General features: G+C 64.9%; 18 protein-coding genes and 1 pseudogene. 7 read left to right on the top strand and 12 right to left on the bottom strand.

The features are described 5' to 3' along the window. Nucleotides 1-4: 4 nt before the first annotated feature. On the top strand, nucleotides 5-787 hold the full coding sequence (gene pgeF, locus LG661_RS09450) for a peptidoglycan editing factor PgeF (protein ID WP_230531630.1): 783 nt from the start codon (nucleotides 5-7) through the stop codon (nucleotides 785-787). Here pgeF and LG661_RS09455 read toward each other — a convergent pair. Then, complete coding sequence (locus LG661_RS09455; protein ID WP_230531631.1) at nucleotides 777-1532, bottom strand: SDR family oxidoreductase; 756 nt, start codon at nucleotides 1530-1532, stop codon at nucleotides 777-779. The two genes, pgeF and LG661_RS09455, sit on opposite strands and share 11 nt — an antisense overlap. A gap of 295 nt (nucleotides 1533-1827) precedes the next feature. Here LG661_RS09455 and LG661_RS09460 point away from each other — a divergent pair, with 295 nt between their 5' ends. Next, entirely contained in the window at nucleotides 1828-2628 is an 801-nt protein-coding gene (locus LG661_RS09460; RefSeq protein ID WP_230531632.1) for an outer membrane protein, read from the top strand. A 56-nt stretch (nucleotides 2629-2684) separates the two neighbouring features. Here the strand turns inward: LG661_RS09460 and LG661_RS09465 are convergent, their stop codons facing one another. From LG661_RS09465 to LG661_RS09485, 5 genes are all read right to left on the bottom strand, one after another. Next, complete coding sequence (locus LG661_RS09465; protein WP_230531633.1) at nucleotides 2685-3290, bottom strand: glutathione S-transferase family protein; 606 nt, start codon at nucleotides 3288-3290, stop codon at nucleotides 2685-2687. Nucleotides 3291-3356: 66 nt separating this feature from the next. Beyond that, a complete protein-coding gene (locus tag LG661_RS09470; protein WP_230531634.1) occupies nucleotides 3357-4205 on the bottom strand; it encodes a 23S rRNA (adenine(2030)-N(6))-methyltransferase RlmJ in 849 nt (282 codons plus the stop codon). A 37-nt stretch (nucleotides 4206-4242) separates the two neighbouring features. After that, nucleotides 4243-4923 (bottom strand): ribonuclease T2 family protein, encoded by a 681-nt coding sequence (locus tag LG661_RS09475; RefSeq protein WP_407666691.1) that lies wholly within the window; start codon nucleotides 4921-4923, stop codon nucleotides 4243-4245. Beyond that, the gene (locus LG661_RS09480; protein WP_230531636.1) at nucleotides 4902-5333 is read right to left on the bottom strand and encodes a hypothetical protein; all 432 of its coding nucleotides are present in this window, start codon (nucleotides 5331-5333) and stop codon (nucleotides 4902-4904) included. The genes LG661_RS09475 and LG661_RS09480 overlap by 22 nt, the downstream gene beginning before the upstream one ends. Before the next feature lie 82 nt (nucleotides 5334-5415). Continuing rightward, nucleotides 5416-6402 (bottom strand): extensin-like domain-containing protein, encoded by a 987-nt coding sequence (locus tag LG661_RS09485; protein ID WP_230531637.1) that lies wholly within the window; start codon nucleotides 6400-6402, stop codon nucleotides 5416-5418. Between the two features lie 1010 nt (nucleotides 6403-7412). Here LG661_RS09485 and LG661_RS25360 point away from each other — a divergent pair. Beyond that, nucleotides 7413-7697: pseudogene (locus tag LG661_RS25360) on the top strand (GNAT family N-acetyltransferase); the annotation flags it as partial. Nucleotides 7698-7877: 180 nt separating this feature from the next. Here the strand turns inward: LG661_RS25360 and LG661_RS09495 are convergent. The 4 genes from LG661_RS09495 to uvrC all read right to left on the bottom strand — a co-directional run bounded on the left by LG661_RS09495 (nucleotide 7878) and on the right by uvrC (nucleotide 11336). Beyond that, nucleotides 7878-8333, bottom strand: a complete 456-nt coding sequence (locus tag LG661_RS09495; RefSeq protein ID WP_230531639.1) for a molybdenum cofactor biosynthesis protein MoaE — start codon at nucleotides 8331-8333, stop codon at nucleotides 7878-7880. Nucleotides 8334-8380: 47 nt separating this feature from the next. Continuing rightward, the gene (gene moaD, locus LG661_RS09500; RefSeq protein WP_230531640.1) at nucleotides 8381-8632 is read right to left on the bottom strand and encodes a molybdopterin converting factor subunit 1; all 252 of its coding nucleotides are present in this window, start codon (nucleotides 8630-8632) and stop codon (nucleotides 8381-8383) included. A 4-nt stretch (nucleotides 8633-8636) separates the two neighbouring features. Then, a complete protein-coding gene (gene pgsA, locus LG661_RS09505; RefSeq protein WP_230531641.1) occupies nucleotides 8637-9215 on the bottom strand; it encodes a CDP-diacylglycerol--glycerol-3-phosphate 3-phosphatidyltransferase in 579 nt (192 codons plus the stop codon). Nucleotides 9216-9320: 105 nt separating this feature from the next. After that, nucleotides 9321-11336, bottom strand: coding sequence for an excinuclease ABC subunit UvrC (uvrC, locus tag LG661_RS09510; protein ID WP_230531642.1), 2016 nt, complete (start codon nucleotides 11334-11336; stop codon nucleotides 9321-9323). A 113-nt stretch (nucleotides 11337-11449) separates the two neighbouring features. Between uvrC and LG661_RS09515 the strand changes: the two genes are divergently transcribed. The 3 genes from LG661_RS09515 to LG661_RS09525 all read left to right on the top strand — a co-directional run bounded on the left by LG661_RS09515 (nucleotide 11450) and on the right by LG661_RS09525 (nucleotide 14273). After that, entirely contained in the window at nucleotides 11450-12610 is a 1161-nt protein-coding gene (locus LG661_RS09515) for a benzoate/H(+) symporter BenE family transporter (protein ID WP_230531643.1), read from the top strand. A gap of 63 nt (nucleotides 12611-12673) precedes the next feature. Continuing rightward, a complete protein-coding gene (locus LG661_RS09520) occupies nucleotides 12674-13186 on the top strand; it encodes a hypothetical protein (RefSeq protein WP_230531644.1) in 513 nt (170 codons plus the stop codon). Nucleotides 13187-13340: 154 nt separating this feature from the next. After that, a complete protein-coding gene (locus LG661_RS09525; protein WP_230531645.1) occupies nucleotides 13341-14273 on the top strand; it encodes a ribose-phosphate pyrophosphokinase in 933 nt (310 codons plus the stop codon). On the opposite strand, the gene LG661_RS09530 is transcribed toward LG661_RS09525, so the two are convergent. Further along, nucleotides 14212-15090 (bottom strand): hypothetical protein, encoded by an 879-nt coding sequence (locus LG661_RS09530; protein ID WP_230531646.1) that lies wholly within the window; start codon nucleotides 15088-15090, stop codon nucleotides 14212-14214. The genes LG661_RS09525 and LG661_RS09530 overlap by 62 nt on opposite strands. Before the next feature lie 70 nt (nucleotides 15091-15160). Further along, the gene (locus tag LG661_RS09535) at nucleotides 15161-16072 is read right to left on the bottom strand and encodes a DMT family transporter (RefSeq protein ID WP_230531647.1); all 912 of its coding nucleotides are present in this window, start codon (nucleotides 16070-16072) and stop codon (nucleotides 15161-15163) included. A gap of 113 nt (nucleotides 16073-16185) precedes the next feature. Here LG661_RS09535 and LG661_RS09540 point away from each other — a divergent pair, with 113 nt between their 5' ends. Then, nucleotides 16186-16722 (top strand): MarR family winged helix-turn-helix transcriptional regulator, encoded by a 537-nt coding sequence (locus tag LG661_RS09540; RefSeq protein WP_230531648.1) that lies wholly within the window; start codon nucleotides 16186-16188, stop codon nucleotides 16720-16722. Nucleotides 16723-16830: the final 108 nt, after the last annotated feature.

Raw genomic sequence — 16830 nt, forward strand, 5'->3', positions numbered from 1 at the left:
AGCCATGTTCATCGCAGCGCCCGAACTCACCTCCTACCCGAACATCCATCACGCCTTCTTCACGCGGCAAGGCGGCGTGTCGGAGGGCATCTATGCTTCGCTCAACGGCGGGCTCGGATCGTCGGACGACCCGGCGAAGGTGGCCGAGAACCGCCGTCGCATGGCAGAGGAAATGGGCGTCGCGCCCGAGGCCCTCGTCAGCATCCACCAGACGCACTCGGCCGATGCGGTAATCGTGGAAGGCCCCTGGGCCGGCGAGCGCCCCAAGGCCGACGGCATGGCGACCAATGTGCAGGGTGTGGCGCTTGCCATCACCACGGCGGATTGCGGCCCGGTTCTGTTCGCGGATCCCCATGCGAGCGTCATCGGCGCAGCCCATGCAGGCTGGCGCGGAGCGGCAACGGGCATTCTCGAGGCCACCATTGAGGCCATGGAAAGCCTCGGGGCCCGCCGGGAGAAGATCGTCGCGGTGCTAGGCCCCACGATCAGCCAGGCGGCCTACGAGGTCGGCCCCGATTTCGTCGCCCGCTTCACGGATATGGATCCCGCCAACAGGCGCTTCTTCGAACCGGGCGAGCGGCCGGACCATGCCATGTTCGACCTTCCCGGCTTCATCGGCTCGCGACTGCAAGCCGCCGGCATCGGCGAGTTCGCCAATCTCGGGCTCTGCACCTATTCGGATGAGGAACGGTTCTACAGCTATCGTCGCACGACCCACTGCGGCGAGCCGGATTACGGCCGGCTGATCTCGGCGATCACGCTGACCGCCCGCACGTTCATTCCTTGATCCCGGCCACGTCCGGCGTCTCCCAGGCCAGGTGCTGGCCGCCGTCGACGGCGATCATCTGGCCCGTCACGCTGCGCGCTTTGGCCAGATAGATCACCGCCTCGGAAATCTCCTCGGGCGTGCCGCCATGGCCGAGGAGAACGGCGCGGCTTTGCTTCGCGAAATCCTCGTCGCCCTGACGCTCATTCGCGAGCGTAGGCCCCGGTCCGACCGCGTTGACCCGGATGCGCGGAGCCAGCGCCTGCGCCATGGTCTGCGTCGCCGAGAACAGGGCCGCCTTCGTCAGCGCGTAGGAAAAGAACTGCGGCGTCGGCTTCCACACGCGCTGATCGACGATATTGACGATGCTCCCTTCCCGGCCCTCGGGGAGCTGATGCGCGAAGTCCCGCGCCAGAAAAGCGGGCGCGCGGAGATTGACGGCGAAATGCCGGTCCCACCGCTCCTGCGAGAGGTCCGTCACCTCGTCCGGCTCGAAGATGGAGGCATTGTTGACGAGAAGCGTCAGGGGACCGAGCGTCCGGACCGCCTCGCTGACGATCCCGCCGACCTCGCGGGCATCCGCCAGATCGGCCTGGACGACAGCCGCCTGTCCGCCTGCCGCCGAAATCCGGGCCGCGATCTCCTCCGCATCCCCGGACGAGCGGTGGCAATGGATGGCGACGGCATACCCCTCCCGAGCAAGCCGCTCCACGATGCTCCGGCCGATCCGCCTTGCGCCTCCGGTAACAAGTGCAACGTTACTCATTCGCGACCTCTTCCTGAAACTGCATAACGTATTGACCGCCTCGCTGCCAAGAAAAGAACATTTTTTCTCATCGGGCACGAACTAATAGCCAAGCTGTGCGTTTGTTATCCCAGCGATGCCAAAGGGGAATAGCACGCAACTCGCCGCCACATTGCCGCCACAGTACCTTTGGGGTGCTGTGTTCGACATGTCACAGCCCTCATGAGGTCATCGCTCTATAAAGCCCAGGTCATTTGACTCGGCCCGGGACTCGCCTGGGTCAAGTGGGCCATGACATCGATAGGAAAGAGAAACCATGAAGAAGATTCTTCTCGCTAGCGTCGCTCTCTTCGGCTTTGCCGGGGCTGCTTCGGCTGCGGACCTTCCGGCTCGCGCGGCGCCTCCGGCTGCTCCGATCATTGCCGCTCCTCCGATCTTCACCTGGTCGGGCTTCTACGTGGGCGTGAACGCCGGCTACGGCTGGGCGGACAACAACAATCGCTCTGTCGCAGTGCCGGCTGGCACGATCCCGGGTTTTGCTGGCGGCACCATCAACTACGCTGACGAGAGCGGCGACGGCTTCGTCGGCGGCGGCCAGATCGGCTACAACTACCAGATTGGCTCCTTTGTGGTTGGTCTCGAGACCGACATCCAGTGGGCCGATCTCGGCGCGGATCGCAACGGCGCTGTCGTCGTCGGCGACTTCCCGGCGTCCTTCCGTGCGGCCGGCGTGGCCGGCGGCCTCGACTGGTTCGGCACGGTCCGCGGCCGCGTCGGTGTGGCTTTCGACCGCGCTCTCATCTACGCCACCGGCGGCTTCGCCTATGGCGGCGGCGACACGGACGATGAGTTCGACGGCCTGTTCAACGAGAACAACGACGTGCGCACCGGCTGGGCGCTGGGTGCTGGTCTCGAGTACGCCTTCACCAACAACCTGACGGCCGGCATCGAAGGCCTGTGGGTGAACCTGAACGGCGACAACAACGGCACCTATGTCGGCAGCGTGGCTGTTCCCGGCGGTCGTGAGGCGGTCTACGTGGCCGGCGCCGACCGTGACGACGATGCCGACTTCTTCGTCGCGCGCGCCAAGCTGAACTTCAAGTTCGGCACCTACTAAGATCCGTCGCATCTGCAACGGAAGAGGCCCGGGGAAACCCGGGCCTTTTTTGCTGTCTACGCACTCACGCGGGTCTTGGCGAAGGCCGGAACGCGAGCCTCGAAGTCGGCAAGCCACGCCACGAGCTTCGGAGCGTTCTCCCGCCAGCGTCCTCCGAAGCGAAGGTCGAGATATCCGAGCGCGCAGGCCTGCGCGATGTGGCCGATATGCAGCTCAGTGGCGGGTGTCGCGAGATAGGCCTCGGCATGGTCGAGACCGCGGCGCACCTTGTCGGCTTGATGATCGATCCATTTCGGCTCGTGCTTCTCTGTCGGGCGGAAGCGGCCCTCATAGACCTGGAGCAGGGCTGCATCCATGATCCCGTCTGCGAGCGCCTGCTGGCGTAGGGCGGCAAAGCGCTCCCAGCCCGCCGGGAAAATCCGCCCGCCTCCTGCGAGATGGTCGAGATACTCCACGATGACCCGGGAATCGTACAGCGTCTCGCCATTCTCAAGGACGAGCGCCGGAATCTTGCCCAGCGGGTTCTGCTGGCGAAGCGAATCCTCGGGGTTGAGAGTGTCCGCATCGGTCACCTGGATGCGATCCGTCAATCCGAGAAGGGATGCAGAAATCTTGACCTTCCGGCCGAAGGGCGATGCGGGAGAGGAGCGGAGAGTGAGCATGCGATGGACCCTGCCTTGAACGATGGCAGGATTCATGAACGCACGGAAGCCAAGGGGCAATCGCAATTATGCGGCGGGACCGAAGGCTTCACAGCGATAACCGCCATAGCTCCCGCGCGAGAGCCGCTCCGCCAAAACCGGCAGGAGGATTTCCGCCTCCTCCCGCAGGGACCAGGGCGGATTGATGACGAGAAGGCCGCTGCCGTTCAGGCGCGTCGGATCGCGTGGATCGTCGACGAGGAGTTCAAGACGAAGACCCGGACGCGGGCTCTCCCGATGAAGCCGCTCGGCGACCGCATCGACCGGCCCCTGATCCTTAATGGGATACCAGCCTGCATAGACCCCGGTCGGCCACTTCCTGAGCACCGCCAGGATCTCCGTGCCGAGCCGCTCCAGTTCGTTCGGCTTCTCGTAGGGAGGATCGATGAGGACGAGCCCCCGCTTTTCCTTGGGTGGGACGAGAGCGTGAAGGGCGGTCCAGCCGTCGAGATGCATCACCTTCAGGTTCGCAACCTCGTTGAAGGTTTCGGTCAGCACCTTGTTGTCTGCGGGATGAAGCTCGACGAAGACGCCCCGGTCCTGCCGCCGCAGCATCTCGCGCACGATAGCGGGAGAGCCGGGATAGGCGGTCTCGCCATGACGTGCGCGGACATCCGCCACCACTTTCCGGTAAGGCGCGAGAATGTCCTCCGCCTCGGGAGAAAAGGCCTCGTCGAGACGCCCGATGCCGTCGATCCATTCCCCCGTGCGGCCGGCCTCGTCGCCCGCAAGATCGTAGAGACCGATCCCTGCATGGGTGTCGATCACACGGAGCGGCGTCTCCTTGCGCTGGAGATAGGCGAGGATCCGCACCAGAAGGGCGTGTTTCATGACATCGGCAAAATTGCCGGCATGGAAGGCATGGCGATAATTCATGGAGTCTTTTCGACCAAATCCGGCCCGTTGAAAAGCTTTACCGGATCGCCGGGATCGCGATTTCGCCGGCCCTGCAGCCGTCGCGGTCGACCTCGGGGCAGGAGCGGAAGCCACGCAGATCCTTATCGAAGCAGATGCGCACCTCCTGGAAGATGCGCCGCCCGCAGGCGACCGCGATCATGTCCGGGCGCAGGCCGGGATTGGCGTTGATGAAGGTCTGCTCGATCTCGGCCGGCAGAACCTTGGCCCCGGATCTCAAGCCCTGGAAACTTTCAGGAATGCGCACGCGCTCGCGAGCCCGTCGGGCGGCCCGGAAATAGGCGCTGGGACTCTCGCCCGTGCAGGTCCCGTGCTTGCGCCATTGGTAGCGGGCGAGATTCTCATCCGGAAAAAGGTCTTTGGCCTCTTCCACCGCTGCACGGGGAGCGAAGCGTCCGGAAGGCTCGCAGAAGCTGGGATAGCCCCGCTCGTTCTGCGGCCAGAGGCCGTGCAGGACGAAGCCGAGGCCGCTTCCCGCATCGCATTGCCTGTGCCGGCTGCCCCGGATCTCACAGAAGCCGGGCGACCAGGAGAGCGCCAGAACATAGAAGTCGAATTGCCCGGCGGGGGCGCCCCTCGCCTCACGAGGCGGTTGCGCCGCACCGGGGATCGTCAGGAAAAAGGCGGCCCCTAGGAGGGCCAGGCATCGGCCGAGGATCAAGGCCCGGCCTGCCTGCATCGGGGTGCGTGACCATAGTTACGGTCCAGCCCGACGATGCAGAAATCGGTGCCCCAGCCGATCCCGATGAAGCCGAGATCTTCCTTGATCACGTAATCGATGCGCCGCCGGAAGCCATCGGAGACGAGAACCTCGCCCGTGCAGAACTGGCGGGGGATATAGTCGAGACCCCAGGCGCGCCAGGCGACCGGGCGGATCTTGTCATAGGCGACGATCCGCAGGCCGGAATGCCAGAACCGGTCCTCCCTGGTCGCAAAGTCCGACGAGATTTCCGCAAGAACCGAAGGGTCGGCGCATACGGGAATCGTCGCCGAGAGATAGCCCTCGCGCCGCTCCGCCGGCTCTATCTCACGGGCGAGCGCAGGCGCGCTCAACAGGGTGCAGGAGATCAAAGCCGCCAGCCACTTCATTCTATTCGCTCCAACAGGTCCATTGCCTCTGCCCCGTGAGCATGTGGGCGGGCCGCGGCAAGGTCAAGGTTTCCATGTGGTTTTAGTAGATGCCGTGGCTGTTCAGCACCACCGGCGCGCGAGGTGAAGGCTGGAGAGGCATCGGCGCATAGGTCCGGGCCGCCGGAGGCTGGGGTGGCTGCACCGGCGGATAAGCCGGCGGCCGCGGAGGAGGGACTCTCCCATAGCCCGCCTCCGGCGCCGGAAGATCGGCAGCGTAGCGGGGTGACATCGGAGACTGCACCGGGGCAGCGATAACGGGAGCGAGCGGCGGCGGGGGCGGGGCATAGGTCTGGGCGGGCATCCCCTCCCCTGCCCCGTCCTGCTCCATATCGATGGCCGGCAGATCGGCGGAGGCGGTCAAGCCCTGCATGATCTCCTGCGACCTCTCGGGGTCGATGCGCGGTTCGAACTTGATGATCGGCTTGCAGATCCGCCTCTGCCCGCGGGGGTCGTGGCGGGCAAGGTCGATATGAAAGTGATCGTAATGGAACGGGTCGGCGCCGGGGCCGAGCACGGTCGCAAAATAGCGACATGCCCCTACGAAGACCTCGCGCAGGAACTCCTGTTCCGCCGGGCTGCCCTTCCAACCCTTGACGATCGACACCTCCCGCCCATCCGCCAGGGCGAAGCCCATCACGTCGAGGGCATTGCCGAAGGAATGCTCGGAGAGCTTCGCGCCGCGCTGGTTGTTGCGGGGACGGCAGGAATAGGAACCCGCCTTCAGATCGATGAGATTCGTTCCGAAATACATCAGGGCGGCAGGGCGCACGATCTCGTGGAGCCATTGGTCGATCCGGGGAATGATCGGGCAGGCGAGCGTCACCTTGGACTTCAGGCCGACCGTCCCCCCGCTGAAAGCCGAGACCTTGAAGGGATATTCCATCCCGCAGGCGCCCGGACCGTCGATCTTGGAGGACAGCGCCATATAGGCCGTGGGCTGAACGAGGCGCTGCGAGAGGCAGGCCTCCTCGGCCTGGGCGCGCCAGGGCTCGCGCTGCTCGAACTGGAACAGTCCGCAGCCGGTCAAACCAAGCCCAACGAGCGATAGGGCAATGAACGCTACTAACCCACGACGCATGCCCCGAAACTACCGGGCCGGCGTAAACATCCCGTCAACGCCACGCCGCATCCAGAAGTGGTGTCCGCCCCTGAGTCCAATGACCCAGGATGATTCGAGCGAGGGAGGCGGGCCTCTACCTCTTGTGGTTTGCGCCAAGCTTGGTGGGAAAATGACACACTCGAAAAATTTTACCGCGCGCAGGTGCCCTTTTCCTTCCTTCAGAATAACGAGTTAACCTTTTGTTAACCATTTTCTCAATTCGCGCCCGGACCGTTTGCCGCCCTCCGAGGGCTTCCCAGAAGCGATTCGGCTTGCTAGCCTACCTACCTATTCAGAGAGGAGGTCGCCATGAACGTGATGTCGAATCTGGACTGGACGTCCAAGCTGAACATTGCTGCAGCCTGCGTGTCCTTCTCCTTCATCTGCGCCGTCGTTGTGGGAGTCGTCTGACCGGCAATCAGCCTCCGCCCTCGAGGGCTCCGAGATCAAGCTCCAGAGATCGTGCTGCCGGTTCCGGCAGCATTTTTTATGCCTCGGGACAGGGTGTCTCCGTGATGCCCCAGGACATCACGTTGATCTCCATCCTGCATTGGGCAAGCCTCGGCCCGGCGGCCGTCGTCAGGCAGGTTCCTTCGCCCTCGGAAAATTTCCGGCCCTCGGCACGGCAGTAGCAATCGAGAGGATTGTGGCCCGGCGCCTGAGCGCTCCGGACCGGCATCCCGCCTTCCGGATGGGCGGGTCCGGCTATTTGCAGGCCAAGGAGGAGAACGGCGCTCCGCATGGCGCACCTCCTGCAAGTCGTTCGGCTGGCGATGCTCCGCCTCCTGTCGCATAAGGTCAAGCGCAACCGTCCGATCTGCGAGCCTCCGATGCCATTCCTCGAAACTGGTCCCATTGTCCGTCCCTGGAGGATGGCCGACATCGGTCCCATCGCGCGGATCCTCGCGCTGGGATGGCAGCAGGCCTATTCCGGCTTCATGCCGGCATCCGAACTCGGCCCGCGGATCGACCCGGAACATCGGCACAGGGAAATAGAGGGCTGGCTTTCGTCCGATTTCAACCCGGACAGGGAGTTACTGCTCGTGGCAGAGCAATCCGGGGATGTGACCGGCTTCGTCGCGGCTCGCTTGGGAGACCGCAACGACGTGGGAGCCGAAAGCCAGATTACGCTGCTCTACGTTTCGCCCGAGCGACAGGGCCAGGGGTTTGGGCGACACCTCCTTCTGGCAGCGACTGAATGGCTGAGCGAGCTGGCGCCAGGACCTGTCTCCATCGGCGCTTTCGAACAGAACCCCTTTCGGTCTCTCTATGATGCCATTGGCGGGGAGGTCGCCAAGCGGGTCATGGTCAGGGTCGACGCTCTCGAATGGCCGGTCGTCGTCTATCTCTGGCCCTCGCCGCAAGCCCTTCAGCAGGGCATCCGGTCCAAAAGCGCCTGCCGGTCAGCGCCACCGCTCCATCGCCCTGTCGTCCAGATCCTTCGCCTCGACCCAGTCTCCGACCGTGCCATCCGTCAGATGCTCCCGCTTCCAGAACGGGGCGCGGGTCTTGAGGTAATCCATCAGGAACTCGGCGGCCTCGAAGGCGGCGCGGCGGTGGGCGCTGGCGGCGAGCACGAGCACTATCTCCTCCCCCGGCGGGATCCGGCCGAACCGGTGAATGACAGTCAGTCCCAGCAGGGGCCAGCGAAGCTCGGCTTCGGCGGCGATGCGGGCAATCTCGGCCTCGGCCATGCCGGGATAGTGCTCGAGTTCGAGAGCGGAGAGCCTTCCCCCCTCGTCCCGGCAGAAGCCGGTGAAGGCCACCACGGCCCCGATATCCGCCCTGCCCTCGGTCAGCGCTGCCGTCTCGGCGGTGGCATCGAAGGGGCCCGATTGGATGCGGATGGTGGCGGCCACGGCGGCGGGTCTCCTTGATAGAGAAATGCCCTAATAGAGAAAGTGCCCTACCCTCCGGTCATGGGCGGAAAGAAGGCGATTTCCCTGGCGCCCGCTATGGAGGCTTCCGGCTTGACGTGGACATGGTCGATGGCGACGCGGACGACGTTCTCGTCCTCGAAGGCATGCTCGTATTCCTCGCCGCGGGTCTTCAGCCAGCGCACGAGATCCGCGACCGTCGCGACATTCTCCGGCAGATCCACCTCCTCGTCGGTCCTGCCGACCCTTTCCCGGACCCAGGCGAAATAGACGAGCTTCATGGCTTCAGCCCTCGTCCATCATGTGGACGAGGCCGGTCTTGAGATAATCCCAGCCGGTGTAGATCGTCAGGATGGCCGAGGCCCAAAGGAGGATCGTCCCGATCAGGACGGTGCCCGGCAGCATTGTCTCGCCGGCCGGACCGGCGATGAGAAAGCCGAGGGAGAGGAGCTGGAACGTCGTCTTCCACTTGGCGACCCGGCTCACCGGCACGCCGACCTTCAGCTCGGCCAGGAACTCGCGCAGGCCCGAAACAAGGATCTCCCGGCACAGGATGACGATGGCGGCCCAAATCGACACCCCGTGGATCGTCCCGTCCGAGACCAGCATCATGAGGCTTGCCGCGACCAGAAGCTTGTCGGCGATCGGGTCGAGCATGCGGCCCAGGGACGATTGCTGGGAGAAGGCGCGGGCGACGTAGCCGTCGAGATAATCCGTGATCGCCGCCACTGCGAAGATTCCCAGCGCCGACCAGCGCGACCAGAGATCCTCCGGCCAGAACAGGAGGCCGACGACCGCCGGCACGGCCGCAAGCCTGCCATAGGTCAGCAGGTTCGCGAGGTTAAAGGCCTTCGACCGGCGCATGGAGGGAGCGGTGCTCATAAAGGGCAGGAAGCATGCCCGGGGTTGCCCCGTCAACCGGCGGGGGATCACTATCCCTGGACGGAGAGGCCGAATGCGGGTCCATGATCACCCGCGCTCGTGGAAATAATCGAAGATCGCCCGGGCCGTGGCGGCGTTCACCCCCGGCGCCTTCATGAGGTCCTCCAGGGCCGCACGCTGAATGGCCTTGACCGTTCCGAAATGGTGCAGGAGCGCCCGCTTGCGGGTCGGCCCGATGCCGGGGATCTCGTCGAGGGGGTTCTTCACCATTTCGCGTTTGCGCTTGGCGCGGTGCGCCCCGATGGCGAAGCGGTGAGCCTCGTCGCGCAGGCGCTGGACGAAATAGAGCGCCGGATCCCGCGGCGGCAGCTTGAAGGGCGGCTGGTCCGGCTTGAAGAAGGTCTCGCGCCCGGCATCCCGGTCTCTGCCCTTGGCGATACCGATCACGGCGACCTCCTCCTCGCCGACCCCGACCTCCGCCAGAGCCTTGCGGGCGGCCTCGAGCTGCCCCTTTCCGCCATCGATCAGGATGAGATCGGGCCAGGCGGGAAAACCGTCATCGCCTGCCTCCGCCGACCCGTCCTGCGCATCCGCAGGGGCTCGCGGCTCTTCCTTCACGAGCCGCGCGAAACGCCGCTGCAGTATCTCGCGCATCATGCCGTAATCGTCGCCGGGCTTCAGCTCCTCCGACTTCATGTTGAAGGTGCGATAGTGCTGCTTCATGAAGCCGTTCGCGCCGGCCACCACCATGGCTCCGACAGCATTGGTGCCCATGATATGGGAGTTGTCGTAGACCTCCACGCGCCGGGGGGGCTTGGAGAGGCCGAAAGCCTGGCCGAGCGAGACGAGGAGCTTCTGCTGCGAGGCCGTGTCGGCCAGCCGCCGCCCGAGCGCCTCCTTGGCATTGCGCATCACGTATTCGATGAGCTGACGCCGCTCGCCGCGCTGCGGCGCGTGGATCTCCACCTTCGCTTCGGTGCGGCTCGAGAATGCCGCCGCCATCAGCTCCGCATCCTCAATCTCGTGGGAGAGCAGGATGAGCCGCGGCGCGGGCTTGTCGTCGTAGAACTGCGCGAGGAAGGAGCCAAGCACCTCCTCCGGCGTCATGGACTTGTCGGCCTTCGGGAAGTAGGCGCGGTTGCCCCAGTTCTGCCAGTTGCGGAAGAAGAAGACCTCCACGCAGAACTGGCCCGCCTGCTCGTCGAGGGCGAAGACATCGGCCTCTTCCACCGACTGCGTGTTGACGCCCTGCACGCCCTGGATCGCGGAGAGCGCGGCGAGCCGGTCGCGGCAGCGCGCTGCGCGCTCGAACTCGAGCTCTTCCGCCGCCTGCTGCATCTCCTCCGTGATGCGCTGCTTCACGGCGTTGGACTTTCCCGACAGGAATGCGCGCGCCTCGGCGACGAGCTCCGCATAGCGGTCAGGCGCGATCTCATCAGTGCAGGGGCCGGAGCAGCGCTTGATTTGGTAGAGCAGGCAGGGCCGCGTGCGGTTCTCGAAGAAGCTGTCGTTACAGGAGCGCAGGAGAAACGCGCGCTGGAGCGCATTGATGGTGCGGTTCACCGCCCAGACGCTGGCGAAGGGGCCGTAATAGTCGCCCTTGCGCTTTCGCGCGCCGCGATGCTTCACGAGCTGCGGCGCGTCGTGGTCGGCGGTGAGCAGGATATAGGGGAGCGACTTGTCGTCCCGCAGCAGCACGTTGTAGCGGGGCTTGAGCTGCTTGATGAGATTGGCTTCGAGCAGCAGCGCCTCGGTTTCCGTCGCCGTGGTGACGAACTCCATCGAGGCGGTGTCGGCGATCATCCGGGCGATGCGGTTGGAATGGGCCTGCCCCCGCGCATAGGAGCCGACCCGGTTCTTCAGGTTCTTCGCCTTGCCGACGTAGAGAACGTCGCCCTTGCCGTCGAGCATGCGATAGACGCCCGGCGCATTGGGCAGCGTCGTCCAGAACCGCCGGATGACCTCGGTCCCGCGCTGGACGGAATTGGGATTGGCCTCGAGATCGAAATCCACATCGGAGCCGCTCTCGAGCGAAGCCGAGGCCTCATCCTCCTCATTGTCCAGGATGTCGGGCGGGACGTCGTTATAGGTGTTGCGACTCATGAAGGAGATTTAAGGGCTCGCGATTCCTCAGGAAAGTCCCTTGGACGAACTGGCGCGGAGGGTCAGTCCTGGCTAAACCACAAAATACGGGAGAATCTCAGCGGAGCGGGGCGATGCGCCTGTCGATCATCACGTCAGCCGTCGTGGCGGCCCTGGTAGGCTTCGGCAGCACCATCGCCATCATCATCGCGGCAGCCCAGGCGGTAGGCGCCGATGCGGCACAGACCTCGTCATGGGTCGCGGCCCTGTGCCTGTCCATGGCCGCGACCAGCGGTTTCTTGAGCATCCGCTACCGCATGCCGATCATCACCGCCTGGTCGACGCCCGGAGCGGCGCTGGTGGCGGCCTCCAGCGGCATCTCCATTCATGCGGCCGTCGGCTCCTTTCTGCTCGCAGGCGGGCTCATCATGCTGGCAGCCTTCATCAAGCCCTTCGGGCGCCTGATCGAGCGGATCCCCTCCTCCATCGCCGCCGCCATGCTGGCAGGCGTCCTGATCCAGTTCGTCACGGCGGTCTTCGCGAGCGCCCAGGGCGCGCCCGCCCTGGTGCTGCCGCTCGTCGTCCTCTTCCTGCTGGTGCGCCTGTTCAACCCGGCCCTGGCTGTGCTGGCAGTGCTCTTCGTGGGGTTGGGGCTTGCCCTCGGCAGCGGCCAGGCACAGCCCCTCTCCTCGGATCTGAGCCTTTCCACGCTCACCTTCATCATGCCGAGCTTCGAGCCGACGGCTCTCATCGGCCTGGGGCTTCCGCTCTTTCTCGTCACCATGGCGTCCCAGAACCTGCCGGGCTTCGCAGTGCTGCGCGCCTCCGGCTACGCCCCCCCATCCCGCCCGATCCTCGCCGTGACGGGCCTGTCCTCGGTCGTCACCGCCCTGTTCGGAGCCCACACGAGCAACCTCGCAGCGATCTCGGCGGCCATCTGCACCGGGCCGGACACCCATCCCGACCCGGCAAAGCGCTGGATGGTCGGACCGTTCTATTCTGCGAGCTACCTGATCTTCGCCGCCTTCAGCGCGGCGCTCATCGGCCTGATCGCCGCCCTGCCGCCCGAACTCATCAAGACCGTCGCGGGCCTCGCCCTGATCGGAGCCTTCGCAGGCGCGCTGGGCTCTGCCCTGTCCGAGGAGGCCAAGCGCTTTCCGGCAGTCCTCGCCCTGGCGGTGACCGCCTCCGGCCTTACCCTCTTCGGTATCGGCTCCGCCTTCTGGGGCTTGGCGGCAGGCCTCATCGCCCTTGGGCTCGACGCCCTGGCCGTGCGGCTCCGCAACCGCGCCTGATCTGGACGAAGCTCTCCGTTAAGCTTAATGCTCCCCTAACGAACAACGAAACCGGGGGGCCTCATGGCCGGAACGATGCGTGCGGGGCGGCTTGCGGCCATGGCGATGATGCTGGCTCTCGGAGCCTGCCAGAGCGCCTTCAGCGACTCGCCGGAGGGCGTGCCGGTCGCGCTCGAGAGCATTGACGGCGCTCCTGCTCCCATCCAGACGGCCCTGATCGACGAACTCGCGACAGCGGCGACCGAGCGCAAGGTCGAGCTGGTCGGCTCCAGCGCCGAGGCGCGCTACCGGGTTCGCGGCTATCTCTCCACCGAGGAGACGGAGGATGGGGAGACGAAGGTCGCCTATGTCTGGGACGTGTTCGATTCCCAGAAGCGCCGGGCCAAGCGCCTCGCCGGGTCGAGCCCCGTCCGCATCCCGTCCGGCTCCATCGAGGCGCTCGACAAGGATACGCTGGCCAAGCTGGCGGGGGCCAGCATGGACGAGATCGCCGCGTTCCTGGCTGCGTCCAAGACCGCCGACCCCTTCCAGACGGCAGAGGCATCCACAGAGGAAGATTCCGTCGTCACGCAGTGATTAGATGGCAACAAGTCGATATTGCCGCACATCCGGAGGCGGTCGCATATTGTGACGGTCTGATATCGCTGCTAAGACCCTTGCGCCTCGCCGCGCTGGGCAACGATGTCTCACGGCAGGCTTCACAGGTCACAGAAGAGCCAAAGTTGCTTTCATGAAGCTCGTCGCCGGAAACTCCAATCGTCCGCTGGCGGAGGCCATCTCCGCTTACCTCAACGTTCCGCTGGCCAAAGCCCAGGTCAAGCGCTTCGCGGACATGGAGGTGTTCGTCGAAATCCAGGAGAACGTGCGCGGCGAAGACGTCTTCATCATCCAGTCGACCTCGTTCCCCACGAACGACCACCTCATGGAGCTCCTGATCATCACCGATGCGCTGCGCAGGGCCTCGGCCCGCCGCATCACGGCGGTGATCCCCTATTTCGGCTATGCCCGGCAGGACCGGAAGTCCGCATCGCGCGCGCCGATCTCGGCCAAGCTTGTGGCGAACCTGATCACCCATGCGGGCGTCGACCGCGTGCTGACGCTCGATCTCCATGCGGGCCAGATCCAGGGTTTCTTCGACATCCCGACCGACAATCTCTTCTCCGCGCCCATCCTGGCGCGCGACATCAAGGAGCATCTCGACGGCGGCAACCGCATGGTGGTGTCGCCGGACGTGGGCGGCGTGGTGCGTGCCCGCGCGCTCGCCAAGCGCATCGACGCCCAGCTGGCCATCGTCGACAAGCGCCGCGAGCGCCCGGGCGAGTCGGAGGTCATGAACATCATCGGCGACGTGACGGGCCGCTCCTGCATTCTCGTCGACGACATCGTGGATTCCGGCGGCACCCTGGTGAATGCGGCCGACGCCCTCCTCGCCAACGGGGCCAAGGAGGTCTACGCCTACATCACTCACGGCGTGCTCTCCGGCGGCGCGGTGGCCCGCATCGCCGGCTCCCGGCTGAAGGAGCTCGTGATCACCGACTCCATCATGCCGACCGAAGCCGTGAAGGTGGCCCACAACATCCGTGTCATCAGCATCGCAGCACTCATGGGCGAAGCGATCGGCCGCACGGCGACGGAAAGCTCCGTGTCGAGCCTGTTCGACTAAATCCTATCGGGGGCCGCATGACCAGCCATGGAGTGGGGACGGCTCTCCACTCCCACACGGCGAGAAGCTGGTCCAGGTGCCCGAGATTCTCGAGCCATGGCGGCAGGTCCGGAACGATGGTTTTCGCCTGTCGCAACTCGACCGAATGCGTGCTTTCGAAGCGCTCCGCCAACGTCTTCACTGCCCGACCTCGCCCGGGATGAACCTCGACCACAAGGTCGAGCCAGCTAAAGTCCGCCGTCTTCGGATCGAGCAGATCGAACTCCGCGCCTTCGCAATCCATGACAAGCAGGCCCTTAGGGCGCCGCCCCAGCGTGGCTGAAAGCTCGCCGCAGATCCCATTCAGATGCTGCGTCTCGAAACGCTCGCGGAGGGCGATCCGCGTCTCGACGCCGTTCAGGCGCGCGAGGTCCAGGCATTTCTGACGGGCAACCGGATCGACATCCCAGGCCAGGATCGACGCCTCCGGAAGGAGGCGAGCACAGCCGACAGCGTAGAAACCTTCCGCAGAGCCGACATTGAGAATCGCATCGTAGCCCTCCTCGGGAGCACGCAGGAAAACATCGTGCAGGGCCGTCTCGTAGACTCCCAACAGCTTGGGTACGATTCCGCCCTCGGATGTGGAGGCCACATAGGTCATGCCCTTGAAAGGGCCGCCCTGAACGACCGTGCCTGCGCGGGCGACCAGGGTCGAGCCGATGAGTTGGGAGCGCCACTTGGCGAGGGCCCGCAAGGTCTGTTCGAGCTTCTGGCGCTCCGGCCGATCCGACTCCAGAATCTTCGTGATGTGCCCCAAGGCGACCTGATCCAGTCCCATTTCGGCTCTCTGTGGCGGCCATTGTTCGGGCCAACCTACACGATACAGAGTATCGGCCAAAGCGTTGTGATCAGCCATCCTTCCAGCGGTTGGCCAGAATGCCCCCAATGATGATACAGGCGAGCCCCGCGAAGGACAGGATCGTCAGCACGTCTTCGAAAAGAATTGCGGCCAGAAGAACCCCGGATCCCGTGCCCCAGTACCCGATCTGACTGAACACGACCGGACCCGCAATCTGCTGCAGGCGGAAGTTCATGAGCTGCGACAGGGCGGACATCGCCCCAATCCCGATGATCCACGAGATGATGACGGGGTCGTCGAACCGCCATGTCATCGGCGCCTCGAAAGCGGGCGCCATCAGCGCCACCATCAGGCCCGAGCTGAGAGACGCGCCACAGGAGAAGGCAAGCGCGGAAGTCCCCTTCGGCCACCATGCCGATCTGATGATGTTGCCTGCGGCCGCACAGACCGGGATCACAAGGCCGACTGCCACCCAGACCGGCTGTCCGATATCGAGCTGCAGTATCTGCTGCTGAACGAGCGCGATCATGCCCACGAAGCCGATCACGATCCCGATGAAGCGGCGCAGGAACATGCGTTCGAGGCCGAACCCCGCCGCGAAGCTCATGGTGAGCAGCGGCGACAGGCAATAGACAATCGATGTGTAAGCAGGCCCGACTCGCTCGACGACGAAGTAGGACAGCACTGTCGGAACGGCGAAGCTGACGATGCCCAGCACGCCATAGAGCGCCAGATGCGCCGGCCCCAGCGGGATTCTTTGCCGGAAGGCGGCGAGCCAGGGCAGCATGAACAGCCCAGCCCCCAGATTGCCGAAGACGCCGAGTTGAAAGGGCTGGACGCCCGAATCCAGTCCCGCTTTGGACATCATGATCCGGCTGGCGAAGAGAAAGCCGCACAGGCCCAGGAGGGCGATGGAGGATTCCGAAGCATGAGAGAGACGCGCAGCGACCGTTGAACTCATTCCTCGCTCCTTCGGCAGGCGAGCGGCCAGCCCTGCCAAAAAGCACGGAGGCTCATTGCATCGGCTCGGTAGCCAATTTATCTTGATACAAAGATAAATGGGTGATTATCTCGATGTCAAGACAAATGCATCCCGCCGGAACCTCCCGGCAGGACGGGATCGACGAGCGCCAGGCGCAGTGGACAGCCGAGCTGCCGGACGTCGACACCCGCGGCATGGCGATCCTTGGTCGCGCGCGGTGGATCACGCTGACGGCCCGTCCACCCATCGAGGCGATCTTCAAGGCCCACGGCCTGGACAGCGGCGAGGCGGATGTTCTTTTCTCGCTCCTCCGCTCCGGCCCGCCCTATCGCCTGCGCCCGACAGAACTGTTTCGCTCGCTCATGATCTCGTCGGGCGGCCTGACGGACAGGTTGAACCGGCTGACGAAAGCCGGGCTGATCCGGCGCGTCGCCGCAGAGGGCGACGGGCGCAGCCTGCCGGTGGAACTCACGGAGGATGGCGTCCGGCTCGCAAGGAACGCTTTTCGGGAGGACATGGCCGTCGAGGCCGCGATGCTTGAGGGATTGACCAAAGAGGAACAGGTCCAACTCGCCAACCTGTTGCGAAAGCTCACCCTGACGATTACGACCACTCTCCCCTTCGACTGAGTCTCCTCGGTCCCGGAGGATTGCGGCAACGGCCAAAGAAGAGGCCAACTTGTTGCATTCCGGGCGTTTCTTCTCTATAAGCCGCCTCGCGCCCGCTCGACACCCTTG

Source organism: Microvirga roseola, assembly GCF_020866965.1.
Lineage (GTDB): Bacteria > Pseudomonadota > Alphaproteobacteria > Rhizobiales > Beijerinckiaceae > Microvirga > Microvirga roseola.